Origin of the sequence: Dinoroseobacter sp. S124A (assembly GCF_049801015.1) — a bacterium.
GTDB lineage: Bacteria > Pseudomonadota > Alphaproteobacteria > Rhodobacterales > Rhodobacteraceae > Dinoroseobacter.
Map to the genome: position 1 here is coordinate 21,014 of NZ_JBNAGD010000009.1, position 21,110 is coordinate 42,123.

General features: G+C 63.3%; 24 protein-coding genes. 16 read left to right on the top strand and 8 right to left on the bottom strand.

Translation table 11 applies throughout. The features are described 5' to 3' along the window. The first annotated feature begins 160 nt into the window (after positions 1–160). The 4 genes from rpsM (at position 161) to rplQ (ending at position 2,594) form a co-directional block, all read left to right on the top strand. On the top strand, positions 161–529 hold the full coding sequence (gene rpsM, locus ACP15I_RS18880) for a 30S ribosomal protein S13 (protein ID WP_424968077.1): 369 nt from the start codon (positions 161–163) through the stop codon (positions 527–529). A gap of 15 nt (positions 530–544) precedes the next feature. Further along, positions 545–934, top strand: coding sequence for a 30S ribosomal protein S11 (rpsK, locus tag ACP15I_RS18885; protein WP_424968076.1), 390 nt, complete (start codon positions 545–547; stop codon positions 932–934). Between the two features lie 115 nt (positions 935–1,049). Then, a complete protein-coding gene (locus ACP15I_RS18890) occupies positions 1,050–2,066 on the top strand; it encodes a DNA-directed RNA polymerase subunit alpha (protein ID WP_424968112.1) in 1,017 nt (338 codons plus the stop codon). Positions 2,067–2,177: 111 nt separating this feature from the next. Continuing rightward, complete coding sequence (gene rplQ, locus ACP15I_RS18895) at positions 2,178–2,594, top strand: 50S ribosomal protein L17 (protein ID WP_424968075.1); 417 nt, start codon at positions 2,178–2,180, stop codon at positions 2,592–2,594. Between the two features lie 74 nt (positions 2,595–2,668). On the opposite strand, the gene ACP15I_RS18900 is transcribed toward rplQ, so the two are convergent. Next, complete coding sequence (locus tag ACP15I_RS18900) at positions 2,669–2,824, bottom strand: hypothetical protein (protein ID WP_424968074.1); 156 nt, start codon at positions 2,822–2,824, stop codon at positions 2,669–2,671. A gap of 114 nt (positions 2,825–2,938) precedes the next feature. On the opposite strand from ACP15I_RS18900, the gene ACP15I_RS18905 reads away from it, so the two are divergent. From ACP15I_RS18905 to ACP15I_RS18955, 11 genes are all read left to right on the top strand, one after another. Then, positions 2,939–3,550 carry an autoinducer binding domain-containing protein gene (locus tag ACP15I_RS18905; RefSeq protein WP_424968073.1) on the top strand — a complete coding sequence of 204 codons (612 nt, stop codon included), beginning with the start codon at positions 2,939–2,941 and terminating at the stop codon, positions 3,548–3,550. 55 nt (positions 3,551–3,605) lie between these two features. Continuing rightward, on the top strand, positions 3,606–4,193 hold the full coding sequence (locus ACP15I_RS18910) for an acyl-homoserine-lactone synthase (protein WP_424968072.1): 588 nt from the start codon (positions 3,606–3,608) through the stop codon (positions 4,191–4,193). 149 nt (positions 4,194–4,342) lie between these two features. Further along, positions 4,343–5,650 (top strand): replication-associated recombination protein A, encoded by a 1,308-nt coding sequence (locus tag ACP15I_RS18915; RefSeq protein ID WP_424976248.1) that lies wholly within the window; start codon positions 4,343–4,345, stop codon positions 5,648–5,650. Between the two features lie 31 nt (positions 5,651–5,681). Continuing rightward, a complete protein-coding gene (gene crcB, locus ACP15I_RS18920) occupies positions 5,682–6,062 on the top strand; it encodes a fluoride efflux transporter CrcB (RefSeq protein WP_424968070.1) in 381 nt (126 codons plus the stop codon). Beyond that, positions 6,059–7,105, top strand: a complete 1,047-nt coding sequence (locus ACP15I_RS18925; RefSeq protein WP_424976249.1) for an RluA family pseudouridine synthase — start codon at positions 6,059–6,061, stop codon at positions 7,103–7,105. Before crcB ends, ACP15I_RS18925 begins: the two co-directional genes overlap by 4 nt. After that, positions 7,102–7,782, top strand: coding sequence for an HAD-IA family hydrolase (locus ACP15I_RS18930; protein WP_424976250.1), 681 nt, complete (start codon positions 7,102–7,104; stop codon positions 7,780–7,782). The genes ACP15I_RS18925 and ACP15I_RS18930 overlap by 4 nt, the downstream gene beginning before the upstream one ends. Further along, positions 7,779–8,501 carry an ATP12 family chaperone protein gene (locus ACP15I_RS18935; RefSeq protein WP_424976251.1) on the top strand — a complete coding sequence of 241 codons (723 nt, stop codon included), beginning with the start codon at positions 7,779–7,781 and terminating at the stop codon, positions 8,499–8,501. The genes ACP15I_RS18930 and ACP15I_RS18935 overlap by 4 nt, the downstream gene beginning before the upstream one ends. A 331-nt stretch (positions 8,502–8,832) precedes the next feature. Continuing rightward, on the top strand, positions 8,833–9,849 hold the full coding sequence (locus ACP15I_RS18940; protein ID WP_424976252.1) for an amino acid ABC transporter substrate-binding protein: 1,017 nt from the start codon (positions 8,833–8,835) through the stop codon (positions 9,847–9,849). A 121-nt stretch (positions 9,850–9,970) separates the two neighbouring features. Then, positions 9,971–11,206, top strand: coding sequence for an amino acid ABC transporter permease (locus ACP15I_RS18945; protein WP_424976253.1), 1,236 nt, complete (start codon positions 9,971–9,973; stop codon positions 11,204–11,206). A gap of 1 nt (position 11,207) precedes the next feature. Further along, the gene (locus ACP15I_RS18950; protein WP_424968064.1) at positions 11,208–12,506 is read left to right on the top strand and encodes an amino acid ABC transporter permease; all 1,299 of its coding nucleotides are present in this window, start codon (positions 11,208–11,210) and stop codon (positions 12,504–12,506) included. 21 nt (positions 12,507–12,527) lie between these two features. Beyond that, complete coding sequence (locus ACP15I_RS18955) at positions 12,528–13,298, top strand: amino acid ABC transporter ATP-binding protein (protein ID WP_424968063.1); 771 nt, start codon at positions 12,528–12,530, stop codon at positions 13,296–13,298. Positions 13,299–13,343: 45 nt separating this feature from the next. On the opposite strand, the gene ACP15I_RS18960 is transcribed toward ACP15I_RS18955, so the two are convergent. From ACP15I_RS18960 to argB, 3 genes are read right to left on the bottom strand one after another with little or no spacing between them, the layout of a single operon-like run. Next, positions 13,344–13,844: a SixA phosphatase family protein gene (locus ACP15I_RS18960; protein ID WP_424976254.1), complete on the bottom strand. Its 501-nt coding sequence runs from the start codon at positions 13,842–13,844 to the stop codon at positions 13,344–13,346. Then, positions 13,841–14,515 (bottom strand): ferredoxin, encoded by a 675-nt coding sequence (locus tag ACP15I_RS18965; RefSeq protein ID WP_424976255.1) that lies wholly within the window; start codon positions 14,513–14,515, stop codon positions 13,841–13,843. The genes ACP15I_RS18960 and ACP15I_RS18965 overlap by 4 nt, the downstream gene beginning before the upstream one ends. Then, positions 14,508–15,371, bottom strand: coding sequence for an acetylglutamate kinase (argB, locus tag ACP15I_RS18970; protein ID WP_424968060.1), 864 nt, complete (start codon positions 15,369–15,371; stop codon positions 14,508–14,510). Before argB ends, ACP15I_RS18965 begins: the two co-directional genes overlap by 8 nt. Positions 15,372–15,456: 85 nt before the next feature. Between argB and ACP15I_RS18975 the strand changes: the two genes are divergently transcribed. Next, positions 15,457–16,188, top strand: coding sequence for an SDR family NAD(P)-dependent oxidoreductase (locus ACP15I_RS18975; RefSeq protein WP_424976256.1), 732 nt, complete (start codon positions 15,457–15,459; stop codon positions 16,186–16,188). 48 nt (positions 16,189–16,236) lie between these two features. On the opposite strand, the gene yihA is transcribed toward ACP15I_RS18975, so the two are convergent. The 4 genes from yihA to ACP15I_RS18995 all read right to left on the bottom strand — a co-directional run bounded on the left by yihA (position 16,237) and on the right by ACP15I_RS18995 (position 21,038). Then, entirely contained in the window at positions 16,237–16,890 is a 654-nt protein-coding gene (gene yihA / locus ACP15I_RS18980; protein WP_424968058.1) for a ribosome biogenesis GTP-binding protein YihA/YsxC, read from the bottom strand. Beyond that, the gene (locus ACP15I_RS18985; RefSeq protein ID WP_424968057.1) at positions 16,887–17,636 is read right to left on the bottom strand and encodes an MOSC domain-containing protein; all 750 of its coding nucleotides are present in this window, start codon (positions 17,634–17,636) and stop codon (positions 16,887–16,889) included. The genes yihA and ACP15I_RS18985 overlap by 4 nt, the downstream gene beginning before the upstream one ends. Next, positions 17,633–19,453, bottom strand: a complete 1,821-nt coding sequence (gene yidC / locus ACP15I_RS18990; RefSeq protein ID WP_424976258.1) for a membrane protein insertase YidC — start codon at positions 19,451–19,453, stop codon at positions 17,633–17,635. Before yidC ends, ACP15I_RS18985 begins: the two co-directional genes overlap by 4 nt. 133 nt (positions 19,454–19,586) lie before the next feature. After that, the gene (locus tag ACP15I_RS18995; protein WP_424976259.1) at positions 19,587–21,038 is read right to left on the bottom strand and encodes a putative bifunctional diguanylate cyclase/phosphodiesterase; all 1,452 of its coding nucleotides are present in this window, start codon (positions 21,036–21,038) and stop codon (positions 19,587–19,589) included. Positions 21,039–21,110 lie beyond the last annotated feature (72 nt).

Consider the following 21,110-nt stretch of genomic DNA (forward strand, 5'->3'; position numbering starts at 1 on the left):
TTGGGTTGACCTCCGGTCTGAACGGGCCTAGGTCAACGCATCCCGGGATGGGCGATTCCTCGTCCGGTTGTCCCGGTCCGGGCCCGTGGAGCCTCCACGGGCTTTTGGTTGTGAAAAAAGGTTCTGGAACCACGGAACCGCAACGAAAAGGAAAGACGATTTGGCACGTATCGCTGGCGTGAACCTGCCCACGGGCAAGCGCGCACCCATCGCCCTCACCTACATCACCGGGATCGGCCCCAGCTCCGCGAAAGCGATCTGCGAAGCGGTCGGTATCGAAGAGAGCCGTCGCCTCAACGAGCTGTCGGATGGTGAGATCCTCGCGATCCGCGAGCATATCGACGCGAACTACACGGTCGAAGGTGACCTGCGTCGCGAGACCCAGATGAACATCAAGCGTCTGATGGATCTGGGCTGCTATCGCGGTCTGCGTCATCGCCGCAACCTGCCTGTGCGCGGCCAGCGCACCCACACCAACGCTCGCACCCGCAAAGGCCCCGCAAAGGCCATTGCCGGCAAGAAGAAGTAAGGGGAGGGCGCAGATATGGCACGTGACAAGCAGCGCACGAAGAAAAAAGAACGCAAGAACATCGCCGCAGGCGTGGCGCATGTGAACAGCTCGTTCAACAACACCAAGATCCTCATCTCCGATGTGCAGGGCAACGCGATTTCGTGGTCCTCCGCAGGGACGATGGGCTTCAAGGGCTCGCGTAAATCCACCCCCTACGCCGCCCAGATGGCCGCCGAAGACGCGGGCAAGAAAGCACAGGAACATGGCGTGAAGACGCTCGAGGTTCAGGTGCAGGGTCCCGGGTCCGGTCGTGAGAGCGCGCTGCGTGCTCTGGCCGCGGTCGGGTTCAACATCACGGCGATCCGTGACGTGACCCCGATTGCCCATAACGGCTGCCGCCCGCCGAAGCGCCGCCGCGTCTAAGGCACAGACTATCTACCCGAGGGCCGCGGCATGTCCCGTGGCCCTTGGTGTCAATTTTACCTCGGGCGTCTCTGGCAACGGATCACCGCTGGAGACAGGCATGGAGGCGACACCTATGATCCATAAGAACTGGCAAGAACTGATCAAACCGACCCAGCTTGAGGTCAAGCCGGGCAATGAGCCCGCACGGCAGGCCACGGTTGTGGCAGAGCCGCTCGAGCGCGGCTTTGGCCTGACGCTGGGCAACGCCCTGCGCCGGGTTCTGATGTCCTCGCTGCAAGGCGCGGCCATCACCAGCGTGCAGATCGATAACGTGCTGCATGAGTTTTCCAGCGTTGCAGGCGTGCGCGAGGATGTCACGGATATCGTGCTGAACCTCAAGCAGGTCTCCATGCGCATGGAAGTCGAAGGTCCCAAGCGGGTTTCGATCTCGGCCAAAGGGCCGCGGGTTGTGACCGCGGGCGATATTTCCGAGAGCGCGGGTATCGAGGTTTTGAACCGCGAGCACGTGATCTGCCACCTGGATGACGGGGCGGATCTGTTCATGGAACTGATCGTCAACACCGGCAAGGGCTATGTCTCGGCGGACAAGAACCGTCCCGAGGACGCGCCGATCGGCCTGATCCCGATCGATGCGATCTACTCGCCGGTCAAGAAGGTCTCCTATGACGTGCAGCCGACCCGCGAGGGGCAGGTGCTCGACTATGACAAGCTGACCCTCAAGCTCGAAACCGATGGCTCCGTCAGCCCGGACGATGCCGTGGCCTATGCCGCGCGGATCCTTCAGGACCAGCTGTCGGTGTTCGTGAACTTCGACGAGCCCGAAGCGGCGCGCAGCCAGACCGAAGAAGACGATCTGGAATTCAACCCGCTGCTGCTCAAGAAGGTCGACGAGCTCGAGCTGTCGGTGCGGTCTGCGAACTGCCTCAAGAACGACAACATCGTGTATATCGGGGATCTCATCCAGAAAACCGAAGCCGAGATGCTGCGCACGCCGAACTTCGGCCGCAAGTCGCTCAACGAGATCAAGGAAGTGCTCTCGGGCATGGGGCTGCATCTGGGGATGGATATCCTCGACTGGCCGCCTGAGAACATCGAGGATCTGGCGAAGAAATTCGAAGATCAATTCTGATCGGATCGGCGGGGCAACCCGCCGGCCCACCCCCGGGCATCCCGCCCCAAGGAGAGCGGCTGACACGCATCGGCTGCCGGACAAAGCAAAACAAAGCTACGGAGTAAGAAAATGCGTCACGCGAGAGGCTATCGCCGCCTGAACCGCACCCATGAGCACCGCAAGGCCCTGTTCGCCAACATGGCCGGGTCGCTCATCGAACATGAACAGATCAAGACGACTTTGCCGAAAGCAAAGGAACTGCGTCCGATCATCGAGAAAATGATCACGCTGGCCAAGCGTGGGGACCTCCATGCGCGCCGCCAGGCGGCCGCTCAGCTCAAGCAGGACGCCTATGTGGCGAAGCTGTTTGACGTGCTGGGCCCGCGCTATGCCGAGCGTCAGGGTGGTTATGTCCGCATCATGAAGGCTGGCTTCCGCTATGGCGACATGGCTCCGATGGCGATCATCGAGTTTGTCGACCGGGATGTGGACGCAAAAGGCGCGGCTGATAAAGCCCGCGTCGAGGCGGAAGAAAACGCCCTTTAATTCAGCGAGTATAGCTCGAAGATGTAAAAAACCCCGCCAGAAGCGGGGTTTTTTTTGACGTGTGGTCAGATCCGTTAATTCGGCTCTGAGACCTTGGCTTTTCGCTGCTGACGTTCGGCTTCAATACGATCCGAAATGTCATCGATGAGGGCCTCGAGACACGTGTCATCAACAGGCGAACCGCCCATAAACTCTAGCAAATCTTCCCGGGCGGCGTCGGGCAATGCCATGACGCGCGCAAACAGGCCCGGACTTATTTTTGCGGGCATTCGATACCTCGTTACAACCTTCGGTAGAATAGTTTTGAAGCTTGACGTGGATTCTCGCAACTTGTCTAAAAAGACATGTCCACGAAACTCGGCATAGATCTGGAATTGCATCAACTGGGGCTTCTTTCCCCGGCTGGCTACTATATCGGCCTGCATATCCGGTTCGCCGCCCCCCTCATGGACTACCAGACCTATCCCCAGGAATGGAAAGACCGCTACACCGAGCAGGCCTATGCCCTGCGCGACCCCCTTTTGGCGTGGGGCTTCGGGATGACCGGGGCCACTAGGTGGAGCGAGATCGGAATACCCGATCCGTTTGGCATCCTCAAAGATGCTGCTCGGTTCGGGCTGAACTATGGTGTCGCCGTCTCTTGCGGCGAGATCAAATCGCGGACCATCGCCGGAGCTGCCCGGTCGGACCGTGAATTCACGGATGACGAAATCTCGGCCATCCAAGCGATTGTTCTGCGGCTTCACGACACCACGACGCCGCCGGACAGCCTCACCAAGGCACAGATCGAAGCGCTCGGCCATATTGCGGCCGGCGACCGTCACACCGCAGCTGCTGCCAAGCTGGGTATTTCTGAAAGTGCGTTGAAAGCTCGCCTGACTGCGGCGAGACAGAAGCTGATGGCACGTACCACAGCCGAAGCCATTCAGCGGGCAAAGGATTACCGGTTGCTCTGACGGGCGTCGTTTCGGTCGACTGACTATCGACCCACCACAAACTGGAGACTGACCCATGCAAACCACCACTCTTTCGTTCGAAAATCTGCACAACCATGGCGAGTTATTTGCGAATCTTTTTCGCGCTAGACGGCAGTCGTTCATCGTCCAGAACAAATGGGACCTGCCGGAGGCCATGGGCATGGAGTATGATCAATACGACACGCCCGCGAGCCGCTGGGTGGCCGTTCACGAATTCGGCGAGGTCTATGCCGGCATCCGGCTGACCCCCACCACGGCGCGCTGCGGGATCTACACCTACATGATCCGGGACGCCCAGATGGGCCTGTTGGATTCCATCCCGCAGGACTTGCTCTATGGTCCCGCGCCGGTGGACGAGAGCATCTGGGAATCGAGCCGGGTGTTCGTTTCGCACACGACGCCGCAGAAGATCCGTCGCCGGGTGCACGCCTTCCTGATCGGCGAGATGACCAAGGCCGCCCGCGACAACGGCGCCTCCAAGGTGATCGGGCTTGTCCCGGCGGTCTGGACTCGCTTTGCCGACCGGCTGGGGCTCGATATCGAACCCGCGGGCCGCATCATGGAGATCGACGGTGTCGACAACCAATGCGTCTCCATCGATCTGACCCGCAAGCTGCACTGATCCCGGCGCTTGGGATGCTTGTGTAAGACCCCCGGAGGGCGCATATCATCGGAGCATGCTGCCACGTTTCTGCTCCTTGCGCCCTCTGGTTTCGCCCTCACCCCGCGCCGTGCCCGAGCGCGTGTCTGCCTCGGCGGGGCGGGGCTGAGATGGCGGACCTCTTTGACACGGATGAGGACGAGGCCGAAGCGGCCCCGCGGCCCCTGGCCGACCGACTGCGCCCGGCGCAGCTCTCCGAGGTCATCGGACAGGATCACCTTCTGGATGAAGAGGGTCCGCTGGGTGCCATGCTGGCCGGCGGGTCGCTCGGCTCGGTAATCTTCTGGGGCCCGCCCGGCGTGGGCAAGACCACCATCGCCCGGCTCCTCGCCCATGAGACCGATCTGGAATTCGTGCAGATCAGTGCGATATTCACCGGTGTGCCGGAACTGCGCAAAGTCTTCGATGCCGCGCGCCTGCGCCGCCGCTCGGGGCAGGGCACGCTGCTCTTCGTGGATGAGATCCACCGCTTCAACAAGGCCCAGCAGGACGGCTTTCTGCCCCATATGGAGGACGGCACGATCCTGCTGGTGGGCGCGACCACTGAGAACCCGTCCTTTGAGCTGAACGCCGCTGTGCTGAGCCGGTCGCAGGTTCTGGTGCTGCACCGGCTGGACCTTGCCGCGCTGGAAAAACTCGCCGCTCGGGCCGAGAGCCTGCTGGGCGCGGCCCTGCCGCTGGATCCAGGGGGGCGGGCGGCCCTGCTGGAGATGGCCGATGGGGACGGGCGCGCGCTTTTGAACCTGATCGAACAGATCTCCCGCTGGACCCCGGAGGCCCCGCTCGATGCCAAGGCGCTGGGGCAGCGTCTCAGCCAGCGCGCGGCGCAATACGACAAGTCCGGGGACGGGCATTACAACCTGATCTCGGCGCTGCACAAATCCGTACGCGGCTCGGACCCGGAGGCCGCGCTTTATTGGCTGGCGCGGATGCTGACGGCAGGCGAGGACCCGCGCTACCTGATGCGGCGGATCACCCGGATGGGTGTCGAGGATATCGGCCTCGCCGATCCCCAGGCCCAGCGGCTCTGTCTGGATGCGTGGCAGACCTATGAGCGGCTGGGCAGCCCCGAGGGGGAGCTCGCCATCGCGCAGGCGGTGCTCTATCTCGCGCTGGCGCCGAAATCCAACGCGTCCTATACGGCCTACAAGGCGGCCATGAAGCTTGCGAAATCCAGCGGCTCGGCCCCGCCGCCCAAGCATATCCTGAACGCGCCCACGGCCCTGATGAAGGCCGAAGGCTACGGCGCGGATTACGCCTATGATCATGATGCCGAGGACGGGTTCTCGGGGCAGAACTACTTTCCGGATGACATGCCGCGGCCGGATCTCTTTGCCCCGGTCGAGCGCGGGTTCGAGCGGGATCTGGCCAAGCGCATGGCCTATTTCAACAAGCTCCGCGCCAAGAGGCAGAGTTGACATCCGCCGCCACAGCGCGGACAGAACGCCCATGATACCAACGCTTGCACAGGTCGCCCTCGGGGGCGCGGTCGGGGCCAGCTGCCGCTGGCTGCTCGGGGTGTGGATCCTGCGGATGACAGGGCCCACGGCCATTCCCGTCGCCGTGATGTCCGCCAATATCGTGGGCTCCTTCATCATGGGGGTGTTCGTGGTGCTGGCGGCCCATAAGGGGCTGACACATCTGTCCCCGCTGGTGATGACCGGGCTTCTGGGCGGGTTCACGACCTTCTCGGCCTTCTCGCTGGAAACGGTGACTCTGATCGAGCGCGGCCAGATGAGCCATGCCGCGATTTATGTTCTGGCTTCGGTGTGCCTCTCGGTGGGCGGACTCTTTGCGGGGCTGACCGTGGCCCGGGCGGTGCTGACTTGAGCGGTGTGCAAACCTTGATGGTCGAGCCGGACGAGGGCGATCAGCGGCTCGATCGCTGGCTGCGACGGCGGTTTCCCCATGTGGGGCAGGGCCGGATCGAGAAGATGTGCCGCAAGGGCGAGCTGCGCGTGGATGGCGGGCGGGTGAAGCCCGCCACGCGGGTCCAGACCGGCCAGTCCGTGCGCATCCCGCCCCTGCCGGAGCCGGGCGACATCACCGCCCGTCCCGCGCGGCCCAAGGTCTCGGAGGCCGATGTCGAGATGCTGCAAAAGGCCGTCCTGTATCGCGACGACCATATCCTTGCATTGAACAAACCCGCCGGGCTGCCCGTGCAGGGTGGTTCCGGGCAGGACCGGCATCTGGACGGCATGTCCGAGGCGCTGTGCTTCGGGTTCGAGGATCCGCCGCGCCTGGTGCATCGGCTCGACAAGGACACCTCCGGGGTTCTGCTCATGGCGCGGACCCGGCGGAGTGCGGCGGCGCTGACGGCGGCGTTCCGGGCGCGCGAGACGCGCAAGATCTATTGGGCGGCAGTGGCCGGGGTGCCCCATCCGCAGATGGGCACGATCCGTTACGCTCTGGTCAAGGCCCCGGGGCATGGCCGGCATGGCGAAGGCGAGAAGATGCTCTGCATCGACCCGCGCCAGATGGCGGCCCATCCGGACGCCAAGCGCGCCACGACCGATTACGCGGTCCTCTCGGCGCTGGGGCGGCGGGTGTCCTGGTGCGCGCTGGTGCCTGTCACCGGGCGGACCCACCAGCTCAGGGCGCATATGGCCGAGCTGGGGCATCCGATCATCGGCGATGGCAAATATGGCGGTTCCGGGCAGGAAAATCTTGGCGATGGCTGGGGCGCGCAACTGGGCGGCGAGATGTCCAAGAAGCTGCATCTGCATGCGCGGCACCTGAGCCTGACGCATCCGGTGACCGGCGCGCGGCTGTCGCTGACCGCGCCGCTCTCGCCCCATATGACCCGCACGTGGGACGCGCTGGGCTGGGAGGCGCGCGATGTGCCGGTGGATCCGTTCGAGGAGCTTGAATGAGCCTGCGGCTGGTGGTGTTCGATGTGGACGGGACGCTGGTGGACAGCCAGGGCCAGATCCATCAGGCCATGGAAGACGCCTTTGCAGCGCTCGGCCTGACCCCGCCCGACCGGGCGGCGGTGCTGGGCATCATCGGCCTGTCCCTGCCTCAGGCCATGGCGGTGCTTGTCCCGGCCGAGCCCGAGGACGTGCAGACCCGGCTCGTTGCCGCCTATAAGGAGGCCTATTTCACCCGCCGCACCCAGGGCGGGGCGGAGGCGGCCTCCCCGCTGTATCCCGGGGCGCGCGCGGCGCTGGAGGCGCTGGCGCAGCAAGAGGACGTGCTGCTCGCCGTCGCCACGGGCAAGTCCCGGCGCGGGTTGGAGCATCTGCTCGACGCGCATGCCTTGCGCCCCTTTTTCATCTCGACCCAGGTGGCGGATGATCACCCGTCCAAGCCCCATCCCTCGATGCTCTGGCAGGTGCTGTCCGAGACCGGCGTCGCGGCGGAGGCGGGCGTCATGCTGGGCGATACGAGTTTCGACATGGAGATGGGCCGCGCGGCGGGGTTGTCCTCGCTGGGGGTCAGCTGGGGCTACCACCCGGCGGCCACCCTGCGCGACCATGGCGCGGTCGATGTGCTGCCGGAATTCGGCGCGCTGCTGCCTGCGCTTAACACGATCTGGAGGATGACATGAGCAGTTGGGCTCCGAAACGGTTCTGGACCGATGCCGAGGTGCTGGCCTGCGGCGAGGGGTATGAGGTGCAACTGGACGGGCGCAGCGTGAAGACGCCGCTCAAGACCCGGCTCGTCGTGCCGACCGAGGCCTTCGCGCAGAAGATCGCCGCCGAGTGGCAGGCGCAAGAAGAGCTGATCGATCCCAAGACCATGCCTTTCACCCGCGCGGCCAATGCGGCGCTCGACAAGGTGACGGTGCAGCGGGTCGAGGTGGCGGACATGCTGGCAGCCTATGGCGGCACCGATCTGCTGTGCTACCGCGCGACCGACCCGGAGGGATTGCGCATGCGGCAGGCGGCGGGCTGGGACCCGCTTCTGGACTGGGCGTCCGAGACCTATGGCGCGCGGTTGCAGGTGACGGCCGGGATCGTGCCCGTGGACCAGTCGCCGGAGGCTCTCGCCAGGCTCTCTGCGGCGGTGCACAGTTACGCCCCCTTTGCGTTGACGGGGCTCCATGATCTGATCGCGATCTCCGGGTCGCTGGTGCTCGGCCTGGCCGTCGCGCGGGGGCGACTGACGGCGGAAGAAGGGTTCGATCTGTCGCGAATCGATGAGAATTGGCAGATCGAACAATGGGGCGAGGACGAGGAAGAGGCCGAGCTTGTTTCCTTGAAGCGAACAGACTACCTGCGCGCAAAAGAAATTTTCGACCTGTCGCAACGTCAACCGGACGCCTGACGCGCGTCTCCCCCAGGGCGGGTGCGCAGCGCCGATTTCCAAACGGCTTTTGTCGCGCCTAATCCCCACCAAAAAGCTCTGCTTTTACCGATATTTGTCCCCAGTATGCGGCCCTTTTGAGTGCAGCCGCGTAATTTCTGGGCATTTCCCCGGTGCGCAATCGCCCTAGCATAGGCCCTAGGGGAATGTTTCAGCCCACTCTTGACGTTATTTTGGGAAGATGCCCAATTTGTGACGCTGGTGGGAGGGGTGTTCCCTTCCGTAACGTTAAAACTGACCGCAAAGGTCAAAGGCGCTGCCTTGCTCAGCGTCCCATCAGGATGAGGAAAAAATGAAAAAAACCGTACTCTTTAGCGCTTTGGCTGTCGCGGGGCTCGCGGCCAGTGGTGCTGCTGCGGACACGCTGGAAGAGGTCAAGGCGCGTGGCGCCGTCAACTGCGGTATCAGCACCGGTCTGGTTGGCTTTGCGTCTCAGGATGCGAATGGCGACTGGCAGGGTTTTGACGTGGCCGTGTGCCGCGCCGTGGCTGCCGCTGTCTTTGGCGACCCGGCTGCCGTGAATTTCAACCCGGTCACCAACCAGGTGCGGTTCGAGGTTCTGAACTCCGGTGAGATCGACATGTTGGCCCGGAACACCACATGGACCTTCTCCCGTGACGTTGACCTGAAGCTCGAATTCAGCGGCATCAACTACTATGACGGTCAGGGCTTCATGGTGCCCAAGGAGCTGGGCGTGTCCTCGGCGACCGAGCTGGACGGCGCGACCGTGTGCATCCAGAAGGGCACCACGACCGAGCTGAACCTCGCGGACTTCTTCCGCGCCAACAACATCTCCTTCGAGCCGGTGCCGATTTCGACCGCCTCCGAAGCACAGCAGCAGTACCTCGCAGGGGCCTGTGACGTCTACACCACGGACGCCTCCGGTCTTGCGGCCACCCGTGCTGCCTTCGAGAACCCGGGCGACCACGTGGTTCTGCCCGAGATCATCTCGAAAGAGCCGCTCGGTCCGCTCGTGCGTCACGGCGACAATGAGTGGGGCGACATCGTGCGCTGGTCGCTCAACGCGCTGATCGCAGCCGAAGAGCTTGGCGTGACCTCGGCAAATGTCGCCGAACTGTCCGCAGGCACCGACAACCCCGAGATCAACCGTCTGCTGGGCACCGAGGGCAACCTGGGCGAGCAGCTCGGCCTCTCGGCGGATTGGGCCAAGAACGTCATCATGGCCGGTGGCAACTACGGTGAGATCTTCGAGACCCATATCGGTGAGAACACGCCGATCGGTCTGGCCCGCGGGCTGAACGCTCAGTGGACCGAAGGTGGCCTGCTCTACGCACCGCCCTTCCGGTAAACACTCGTAAAGATCGGGCGCAGGGTTTCCTGCGCCCTTTTTATTTTAGGCAATCATAACAGCAAGGCGGCACGCGAAACGACGTGCAAAACAGAACCTTGCGATGCTCCAGGGGCCTCAGATGACGACTTACAGCGATCCGCCACCCAATAGCGGACCCCCCGGCCAATCCTTCCAGCTTGGCATGCTGATCAACGACACCCGATATCGGGGGTACACCTTTCAGTTTCTGGCAACCTGCGCGCTGGTGCTCGGCATCGGCTGGCTGGTGAGCAACGCGATCCAGAACCTCGCGGCACTGGGACAGGACATCAATTTCGATTTCCTCGGGCAGGCGGCCAGCTACGAGATCGACCAGAAGCTGATCCCCTATACCTCGACCGACACCCATATGCGGGCGGCCTTTGTTGGCCTGTTCAACACGCTGCTGGTGGCTTTCCTCGGCTGTGTCACCGCGACCATCCTGGGCGTCGTGGTCGGTGTTCTGCGCCTGTCGCAGAACTGGCTCGTGGCCAAGGTGATGTCGTTCTACGTCGAAATCTTCCGCAATATTCCGGTCCTGATCTGGATCGTCATCGTTTCGGCCGTAATGAGCCAGGCCCTGCCGCAACCGCGGGATTTCCGGGGCGAGGACGCCGAAGCCGCGATGATCCTGTGGGACAGCGTCGCCTTCACCAACCGCGGTGTCTACGTGCCCGCGCCGGTCTGGAACCCGGGCTCGGGCATTGTCGTCGCGACCTTCCTCTTGTCGGTCATCGGCGTGTTTCTGTTCCGGCGTTATGCGCGCAACCTGCTCTTCAACACCGGCCAGCTGCTGCCCACCGGGCGCATCTCGCTGGCGATCCTGGTCCTGCCGACGCTGCTGATGTTCTTCATCATGGGCCGTCCCATCGGTCTGGACTACCCCGAGCTTGGCGGCTTCAACTTCCGGGGCGGGATCAACATCAAGGGCACGCTGATCGCGCTCTGGTTCGGTCTGGCGCTCTATACGGGGGCCTTCATCGCCGAGAACGTCCGGGCAGGGATCCTCGCGGTCTCGAAGGGGCAGACAGAAGCCGCAGCCGCGCTGGGCATGCGCCCGGGCCGGATCATGAACCTGATCGTGCTGCCGCAGGCGCTGCGGGTGATCATCCCGCCGCTGATCTCGCAGTATCTCAACCTGACCAAGAACTCGTCGCTCGCGGCGGCCATTGGCTACATGGATCTGACCGGGACCCTCGGGGGCGTGACCCTGAACCAGACCGGGCGATCTTTTGAATGCGTGCTGTTGCTCATGCTGTTCTATCTGCTGATCTCTCTGAGCATCTCAGCGCTGATGAACGTCTACAACAACGCCGTGAAGCTGAAGGAGCGTTGAGATGAGCAAAGCAAACTCAAATGTCGCCTTCGTCCGCACGACGCAGATCCAGCCGAGTGCGCCGCCCGCCACGGAAGTGGGGGTGGTCGGTTGGTTGCGCAGCAACCTGTTCTACTCGATCCCGTCCACGATCCTGACGGTGCTGACGATCCTGTTTATCTACTGGCTGTCCTCGATCATCCTGCCATGGCTCTTCAACGGGGTCTGGGATGCCGAGTCCATCCGGGATTGCCGCGAGCAGTTGCAGGGCAAGATCGGGGGCTGCTTTGCGGTCATCACCGAGCGCTGGCCGCAGCTGATCTTTGGCAACTACCCGGCGGATGAATACTGGCGCGCGGTTCTGGCCTTTATCGGCCTCTTCATCGCGCTGGCTCCGGTGCTGTTCATCATGCTGCCCCGGAAGCTTCTGTGGTTCACCGGCCTCTTCCCCTTCATCGCCTATTGGCTGATCTGGGGCGGGTCGCTCTGGGTGTCGGTCTTTGCGCTGGTCGGGGTCGTCGTCGGGTACTTCGTGTTCCGGGCTCTGGAAGGGCGGTCCTTCTTCGGTGGGATCGTCGCGTCGCTTGTTGCGACGGTGGTCTTCTGGATCTTCATCGCGCCCCTGCTGAGCGGGGTCTTTGCCTCTATTGTGTCGCTGTCGCTGACACCGGTGGAAAGCCGGTTCATCGGCGGGTTCATGATCAACTTCATCCTCGGGACCTCGGGCATCGTGCTGTCGCTGCCACTGGGGATCGCGCTTGCACTTGGACGGCAGTCGAACCTGCCGATCATCAAGGGCATCTGCGTGGTCTTCATCGAGTTCATCCGGGGCGTGCCGCTGATCACGCTCCTGTTCGTGGCGTCGGTGATGCTGGCCTATTTCCTGCCTCCAGGCACGAATTTCGACCTGGTGCTGCGGGTGATCATCATGATCACGCTCTTTGCCGCGGCCTATATCGCCGAGGCGATCCGGGGCGGTCTCGCAGCCCTACCGCGGGGACAGTACGAGGCGGGCGACAGCCTTGGCCTCGACTACTGGCAATCCATGCGCCTGATCATCCTGCCGCAAGCGCTGAAGATCTCGATCCCCTCTATCGTGAACATCGCGATTGGCCTGTTCAAGGATACGACCCTCGTTTCGATCATCTCGATGTTCGACATGCTGGGGATGATCCAGGGTCCGATCCTGTCCACCACGGAATGGTTCGGCGTCTACTGGGAGCTTCTGGGCTTTGCCGCCCTGCTGTTCTTCGTCTTCTGCTACGGCATCTCGCAATACTCGCAATGGTTGGAGCGGCAGCTTCAAACCGGACATCGTTAAGGAAAGGGCACGAAAATGGCTATGACTGACCAAGCCCCGACAATGACCATCTCTTCTGAGGTGGCGATTGAAATCGACAAGATGAACAAGTGGTACGGGCAATTCCACGTGCTGCGCGACATCGACCTGACCGTGTACCGGGGCGAGCGGATCGTGATCTGCGGGCCTTCGGGCTCGGGGAAATCGACGCTGATCCGATGCATCAACGCGCTGGAAGAGCATCAGGCGGGCTCGATCACCGTGGACGGCACCTTGCTGTCCTCGGATCTCAAGAACATCGACACGATCCGGTCCGAGGTGGGCATGTGTTTTCAGCACTTCAACCTCTTTCCGCATCTGACGATCCTCGAGAACTGCACGCTCGCCCCGATCTGGGTGCGCAAGACCCCCAAGAAAGAGGCCGAGGAGACGGCCATGCATTTCCTGGAAAAGGTCAAGATCCCGGATCAGGCGAACAAGTATCCCGGCCAGCTGTCCGGTGGTCAGCAGCAGCGTGTGGCGATTGCCCGCTCGCTCTGCATGAAGCCGCGGATCATGCTCTTTGACGAGCCGACCTCGGCCCTCGATCCGGAGATGATCAAGGAGGTGCTCGACACGATGATCGAGCTCGCCGAAGAGGGGATGACCATGCTCTGCGTGACCCATGAGATGGGCTTTGCCCGTCAGGTGGCGAACCGGGTGATCTTCATGGATGCGGGTCAGATCGTAGAACAGAACGAGCCCGAAGAGTTCTTCAACAACCCGCAAAGCGACCGGACCAAGCTGTTCCTCAGCCAGATCCTCGGTCACTGAGCTTCGTTCCATTGCGGCAAGGCCCCGGGAACTCCCGGGGCTTTGTCATGTCCGGGTCACGCCCAGATCCGCCGGGATGACGAAGGCGCGCACCTCTCCGGTGCCGGGGGCCAGCGCGGCCCAGTCATCGATCTCGAACTGCAGGACCGTCAGCGCGCAAGTGGGATATTGGGCAAAGCGGTGGTGATCCGGTGCCACCCGGGCCATCTGGTCGGCGAACTCTGCGATCCCCGGGTTATGGGCGATGACCAGCACCTGCGCACCTGTGGCCTCCTGCACCGTCTGCATGAGCATGGCAGGGCCCGCGTGGTAGAGCGTCGGGCGCAGCGTTGCCTCGCCCTCCAGCCCCAACCTGCGCCAGGTTTCCTGCGTGCGCGTGGCGTCGGAACAGAGCACCTCATCAGGCGTCAGGCCCTCTTCGGTGATCCAGCGCCCCAGCGCCTCTGCTCCGCGCCGGCCACGCCCGTTCAGGGGGCGGCTATGGTCGTCGCGCCCGGGCTCGGCCCAGCTCGACTTGGCATGACGTAGAAGAAGAAGTGTTTTCATGGGCGCCTGTGAAAGCTGTTCATGTGAAAGGCCGATTGCGCCTCGGCGCGGCCATAGGTCTTGCTGATCGGGCAGGCGCGGCGCACCGCGCAGCCCCGTCCATGACAATCCAGACCGGCGGGTGTGTCCAGAAAGGATTTGCACAGCGGCACATCATAGGCCGTGGGCGCGAGCGCGCTGACGGGGCAGGCGAGGCGGCAGGGCTGGTGCGTACAGCTCTCACAAGGGTTGGGCGGTGGCGGGGGCAGCTCGATCCGCGCGCGCAGGGCCAGCGCAGCCCGGTAGCTGATCATCAGCCCCGCCGCGTCATGCACCAAGAGCCCCACGGGCGAGACATGGGCGCGTGCGCTCTCCTGTGCCCAGCGGATGAAGGGACGCCAGGGTGGTCCGCCGAACGGAAAGAGCGCCTTGGTCCGGTTGCCCAGACCGCAGGCCCATTGCCCGATCACCCGCCGCGACCAGCGATCCAGCGGATCGGGCGCGCCATCGGTAAACTCGGGCGTGGTCTGCAGATGAACCCAGAAGCCGGGCTCTCGCGGACCAAGAAGGAGCATGGTCCGGGTGCCATCGGGCACGTCCGCATCCCCCTCCGGATGCCATGCGCCAAAAATCGCAAGCTGCCGCGCTGCCGCGTCAGCCTCCAGCGCCGCATAGGAGAGCGTGTCAGCCACTTCGGATCATCGAGCCTGCGCCATGCTCGGTAAAGAGCTCCAGCAGGCAGGCATTGGGCGCGCGCCCGTCGAGGATCACCGCTGCGCGGACCCCGCCCTTGACTGCCGCGACGCAGGTCTCGGTCTTGGGGATCATGCCGCCGGCGATCACGCCGCTCTCGGTCATCTCGGCGATATGCTCGACGGTCAGCTCGGTGACGACCTTGCCGTCGGCATCCTTCACACCCGCCACATCGGTCAGCAGCAAGAGCCGGTCCGCCTTGAGCGCGGCGGCAATCGCGCCCGCCGCCGTGTCGCCATTGATGTTATAGGTCTCGCCCTCGCGGCCCGTGCCGATGGGCGCGATCACCGGGATGATCTCGGAGCGGACAAGCTGCAACAGCGTGTCCGGCGTCACCTCGACCGGGTCGCCGACAAAGCCGAGCGCGGGGTCCGCCGGGTCGCAGACGATCAGGTTGGCGTCCTTGCCGCTCAGCCCGATGGCGCGGCCGCCCTCGCCGTTGATGGCCTGCACCAGCCGCTTGTTCACAAGCCCCGAGAGCACCATCTCGACCACTTCGACCGTGGCCGCATCGGTGACGCGCTTGCCTTTGACGAATTCGGATTTGATGTTGAGCTTGGCCAGCATGTCGTTGATCATCGGGCCGCCGCCATGGACGATCACCGGGTTTACCCCGACCTGCCGCATCAAAACGATGTCGCGGGCAAAGCTTGCCAGCGCCTCGGCATCCCCCATGGCATGGCCGCCGAACTTCACCACGACGATCGCGTCGTCATAGCGCCGCAGGAACGGCACGGCTTCGGAGAGGGTGCGCGCGGTGGCGATCCAGTCGCTTTTCATCGATCTCGTTTTCATCTTGGCTCTGTCTTGGTGGTGCTGCCTGTTACCTGTTTCACGCCCGCCTGCCAAGGCGTAGGGTTGGCGGGAAAGGGTCCTCCGCATGAGTCGTCAGCGTACACTTGTTCTGACCGGTGCAAGCCGGGGTATCGGGCACGCCACGGTCAAGGCGTTCTCCGCCGCGGGCTGGCGCGTGCTGACCTGCTCGCGCCAACCCTTCGATGCGCGCTGCCCCTGGCCGGGCGGGGAGGACAACCATATCCAGCTCGATCTGGCGGACCCGAAGAATACCATCGAAGCCATCGAGACGATCCGGAGCAAGCTTGACGGCAAGCTGGATGCGCTGGTGAACAATGCGGGGATCTCGCCCAAGGGGGAGGGCGGCGCGCGCTTGAACACGCTGGAGACGGATCTGCGCACCTGGGGGCAGGTCTTTCACGTGAATTTCTTCGCGTCCGTTGTTCTGGCACGTGGCTTGCAAACCGAGCTTGCCGCTGCGGGCGGGGCGGTGGTGAATGTCACCTCGATCGCCGGAACGCGGGTGCACCCCTTTGCCGGGGCGGCCTATGCGACCTCGAAGGCGGCGTTGGCGGCGCTGACCCGGGAAATGGCTCATGATTTCGGCCCGCTCGGGGTGCGGGTGAACGCCATCGCGCCGGGAGAAGTGGAGACCTCAATCCTGTCGCCGGGGACGGAGAAAATCGTCGAAAAACTGCCCTTGCGGCGGTTGGGGCAGCCTTCGGAGGTGGCGGCGGCGATCTATTTCCTCTGCTCGGAGCCCGGGAGCTACATCTCGGGGACCGAAATCGAGGTCAATGGCGGGCAGCACGTCTAGCGTCTTGGGGGCCAGCCCCCAAACCCCCGGGATATTTAGAGACTTAAGTCAGACCAATCCGGCGATCAGCGCGCGCAGTGTCGCGATGCCATCGCCCTTGGCGGAACTGGTGAGCAAGAGCTCCGGAAAGGCGGCCGGGTGTTCGGCGAGGCCCTTGCGAACCTGATCGAGGACGCGGTCCTGTTCGTTCACCTTGATCTTGTCGGCCTTGGTGAGCACGACCTGGAATGTCACGGCGGCGGTATCCAGAAGGGCCATGATCTCGTGGTCGACGGCCTTGATCCCATGGCGCGCATCGACCAGCACGAAGGCACGGCGCAGGGTTTGGCGCCCGGTGAGATAGGCTTTCAGCAGGGCTTGCCATTTCGCGACCACGGCCACCGGGGCCTCGGCGAAGCCATAGCCGGGAACGTCCACGAGGTAGCGGTCCGTGCCGAGGCAGAAATAGTTGATCTCCTGGGTGCGGCCCGGGGTGTTTGAGGTGCGGGCCAGTGCCTTGCGCCCGGTCAGGGCGTTGATCAGGGAGGATTTGCCCACATTGGAGCGCCCGGCAAAGCAGACCTCCAACCGGTCCGCGGGGGGCAGTCCGTTCATCGCCACCACGCCTTTGAGGAAGGTGACGTCGCCGGCAAAGAGCTTGCGGCCCGCCTCGAGGCGCGCTGCATCGGGCTCGGGCGTCAGCGGGAAGGGAAGACTGGTCACGTGATAACCTCGCAGGGCGCGCCGATTGCGATCTCGCCCGGGGTTTTGACGACGCCGTAGACGGCGAAATCCTGATGTCCCCAACCTTCGCGCAGGGCGGCCAGCGTGTCTGCGTCACGCAGCCCGGTCTCGGGATTGGCCATGGTGGCGGTGCACCGTTCGATCCGGTCGATCACTTCAAGCTCGGCGGTGCCGATGCGCAGGGTGCGACCGATCCATTCGAATTCTTCCCAAGGGCCGAGGCCGTCCAGCCAGATGTTCCCCCGCCAACGCAGGGGCGAGATGTCATGGCCCAGTTTCTGGGCAACCGCGCGGTGCGAGGCATAGTTGCAGAGACTGACAGTCGGTTCCGGGGAATCCGTGTATCCACGATCGTCATTGCGGACGAGCCCCACGGGCTGCGCGCGGTTCGCGGGGCACAGCGGTGCGATCCAGTCGAGGAACATCGCCGCGTCCTGATCCGGTTTGAAGGTCAGATCCGGACGCTCCGGGTGGGTGAGCGTGACGGTTTGCCCATCCGTATGGAGCCGCGCCCGCAGGGCTGCGAGTGCGGGAGCCTTGGCCACGCGCAAGAAGTTTGCGCAAGAGGCCCATCCCGGGCCATCGAGCTTCGCAGCTTCGTGCTGGACCGCCCAAAGACGGTCGCCGGGCAGGGTCTTGCCAACCTCCAGCCCGGCTTGTTTCAGCGCCTCAACCCCGTGCGATTTGATCGGGTGGCGCCAGATGTCGGCGATGGTGCCGGTCACTTATCCTCCGTCGGCTTCTTTTTCTTGAAGCTCGCGGTGATGTTGCCAAAGACGTCAGGTTTGTAGCCGTGGCGCCGCATGATGAAATACTGCTGGCTGAAGGTGATCACGTTGTTCGCGATCCAGTAGACGATCAGGCCGCTGGCGAAGGTGCCTAGCATGAACATAAACACCCAGGGCAGCCAGGCAAAGATCATCGCCTGTGTCGGGTCGGTGGGCGCCGGGTTCAGTTTCTGCTGCAGCCACATGGAGATCCCGAGCAGCAGCGGCAGAATGCCGATGAAGATCAGTGCGAGGATCGAGCCGGGCTCGGGCGCCGCGTTCGGCAAGAGGCCGAAGAGGTTCATCAGCGAGGTCGGGTCCGGTGCGGACAAATCCTGGAACGGGCCGAAGAACGGCGCGTGGCGCAGCTCGATCGTGACGAAGATCACCTTGTAGAGCGAGAAGAAGATCGGGATCTGCAGCAGGATAGGCAGGCAGCCGGCGGCGGGGTTCACCTTTTCCTTCTTGTAGAGTTCCATCATCGCAACCTGGAGCTTCTGACGGTCATCCCCGGCTTTCTCCTTGAGCTTCTCCATTTGCGGCTGAAGCTCTTTCATGCGGGCCATGGAGACATAGGATTTCCAGGCCAGCGGGAGCAGGAGCGCCTTGATCAGCAGAGTCAGCACGATGATCGCGACACCCATATTGCCGATCAGCAGGTTGAGTTCGTGCAGCACGAAGAAGATCGGCTTGGTCAGGAAGTAGAACCAGCCCCAGTCGATGCTGTCGATGAAGCCCTCGATGCCAAGGGTCTTCTCGTAACCCCGGATGGCCTCCCATTCCTTCGCACCTGCGAAGAGACGGGACTCGACCGTGATCGTCTGGCCCGCCGCCACGCTTTGCGTCGCCAGCCGGGTTTCGGTCTGGTAAATGTCCGCATTGCCCACGTATTTCGCGACCGAGGTGAAGGCTTGCCCCGGTGTCGGGATGAGCGTCGTCATCCAGTTCTTGTCGGTAAAGCCGATCCAGCCGTTTTGCTCGATCTGGGTGACTTCGGCGCGCGCGCCTTCGCGCTCGACAAAATCGTAATCCAGCATGTCGTCATAGTCGGATTCGATCAGGCCGCCATCGGCCATGGCCACGACGCCCTCGTGCAGAACGAAGAAATTCACGGTTTCGGGTTCGCCATGGCGCGCGATGATGCCGTAGGGCTGCATCCGCTGGCTGGTTTCCGTGGGGTTCTCGACGCTTTGCGTGATGGAGAACATGAAGTCCTCATCAATCGCGATGACACGACGGAAAATCAGGCCCGATGGGCTGTCCCAGCGCAGGGTCACGGGACTGTTAACCGAGAGGGTCTCACCGCTCTCGACCGACCAGACAGTGTTCGCGCCGGGCACGTCGTCAAAGGACAGCGCCCCTGCAGGGGCCCAACCATAGAGCGCATAATAGGCACCGGGCTCGTCGACGGGCGACAACAGGCGCACGATGGGCGAATCCGGCTCGAGCGTCTCGTTATACCCTTTGAGGCTGAGATCATCGATGCGACCGCCAAGCAGCGAGATCGACCCTTCGACCGCGGGCGTTTCAATCGGCAGGCGCGGCGCGTCGCTTGTGCTGGCAGTTGCAGCTTGCGGTGCGGCACCCGGGGCCGCCTCGGTGACCGCTGCGGGCGGGGTCAGGGCGACATCCCCACCAGTGGCCTGTTCGGACAGCTGGGCCGGGGCATTCGGATCGGACACGGGCTCTTCCGGAGGAAAGACGAGGAACCAGACCAGGATCACCAGAAAGCTGAGAGCCGTGGCAAGAATGAGGTTCTTATTCTGATCGTCCATCTGGGACCCACACCTGTTAATCTCGGAATAGGTGGGTTCAACCGAGAAGGCAGTGGAAGGTCAAGTCATTTTCCCGAAACTCGCCTTATCCGTGGCATTGCCACGCAAGGGCGTCGTGCGGGGTATGCAGGGCTTAATGGCCCTGCTGACGCTCGATCCGGGGGGGCGGGGCAAGCTTGGCGTTATGGGACTCGAGCCAAGCAAAGGTGTCTTCGAAGGGCATGGGGCGCGCAATGCCGTAGCCTTGGACATGATGACAGCCCAACTGGCCGAGCAGGGAATGCTCGCCGATCGTCTCGACTCCTTCGGCAAGGGCGTCGAGCCCCAGTTGCTGCGCCATGGTGAGGATGGCCGCCACCATGCGCTGTTGCTCGCCATCCTTGTCCACATGGGTCACGAAGGAGCGGTCGATCTTGATCCGGTTGATCCGGAACTGCTTGATCGAGCTGATCGAGGCGTGGCCTGTCCCGAAATCATCCAGATCGATGCCACAGCCCAATTCGCCCAAGGCGCTGATATTGCGCAGGATAATGTCGTCTTCGGTTTGCGAGATCACCGATTCCAGAATCTCAACCGCCAGACGATCCGCCGTCAGGCCAAAGCGGTCGAGCTCCCACTTCACCTTGTCGATCAGATGGGGATTCCGCAGCTCCATCCCGGCAAAGTTTACCCCGATGTTCGGAATGGCGAAACCGCCCCGCTCCCAAGCCACCAGCGCCTTGAGGCCCTGGTACAGCATAACTTCGCTCAGCCGTTCAGTGCGGCCGGTGGCCTCGATCGCAGGAAGGAATTCCGCCGGAGAGACGGTGCCGCGGGTCGGATGCTCCCACCGGGCCAAGGCCTCGAACCCCGTGACCTGCCCGGTTTCCGTGGAAACCTGCGGCTGGAACCATGCAACAATCTCGCCATTCTCGAGTGCTTTGGCCACATCCTCGGCCAGTTCGTGGCTCGCGCGAATCTCGGTCTGCATTTCCGAGGAAAAGAGACGCAGCGCCCCTGCGCCATGGGACCTGGCTTCGACCATGGCGCGCTCCGCCGCCACCAGCAGGCTCGCGGCGGTGGGTTCGGGCGATTTGCTGGCCAGCGCAATCCCGACCGAGGCGCTGACATAGGCGGTCGTGCCATGCACCACCACCGGTTCGCTCAGCGCGCGCTGGATCCGGTCGCCAATGGACAGAATCGAATCGAGCGTCATACCTTGGGACGGTGCGAGGAAGAGCGCATAGGCATCCGCGTCCAGCCGGACAACCGTGTCATTCTCGCGCACCGCGCTGCGCAGGCGCTGGGCGGTCTGGCGGAGCACTTCGTCACCCGCATCCCGCCCCCATCTTTCGTTGAAAGAATGAAACTCATCGATGTCGATCACGAGGCAGGCGGCCGTCCGCGTGCTCGCCCCCGGTGTCGCGAAATACCGGTCCACGATATCCAGCAGGGCGGCTCGGCTCGGCAGGCCCGTCAGCGTGTCGCGCCCGCCTTTGGGCGAGGTCACGACATCCATCGCGCGAAAGGCCAGAACCACGAACGGAATGAGTGTGCTGGCCCCGACCAGCCAGCGAATATCCCGTGTCGAATAGGAAATCGCCACAAAAAGAGGAATAAACCCAACAAGTAAGGCCGGATCGCGGAGCAGCTGCCGACCAGTGTTCTTCAAAGTGTC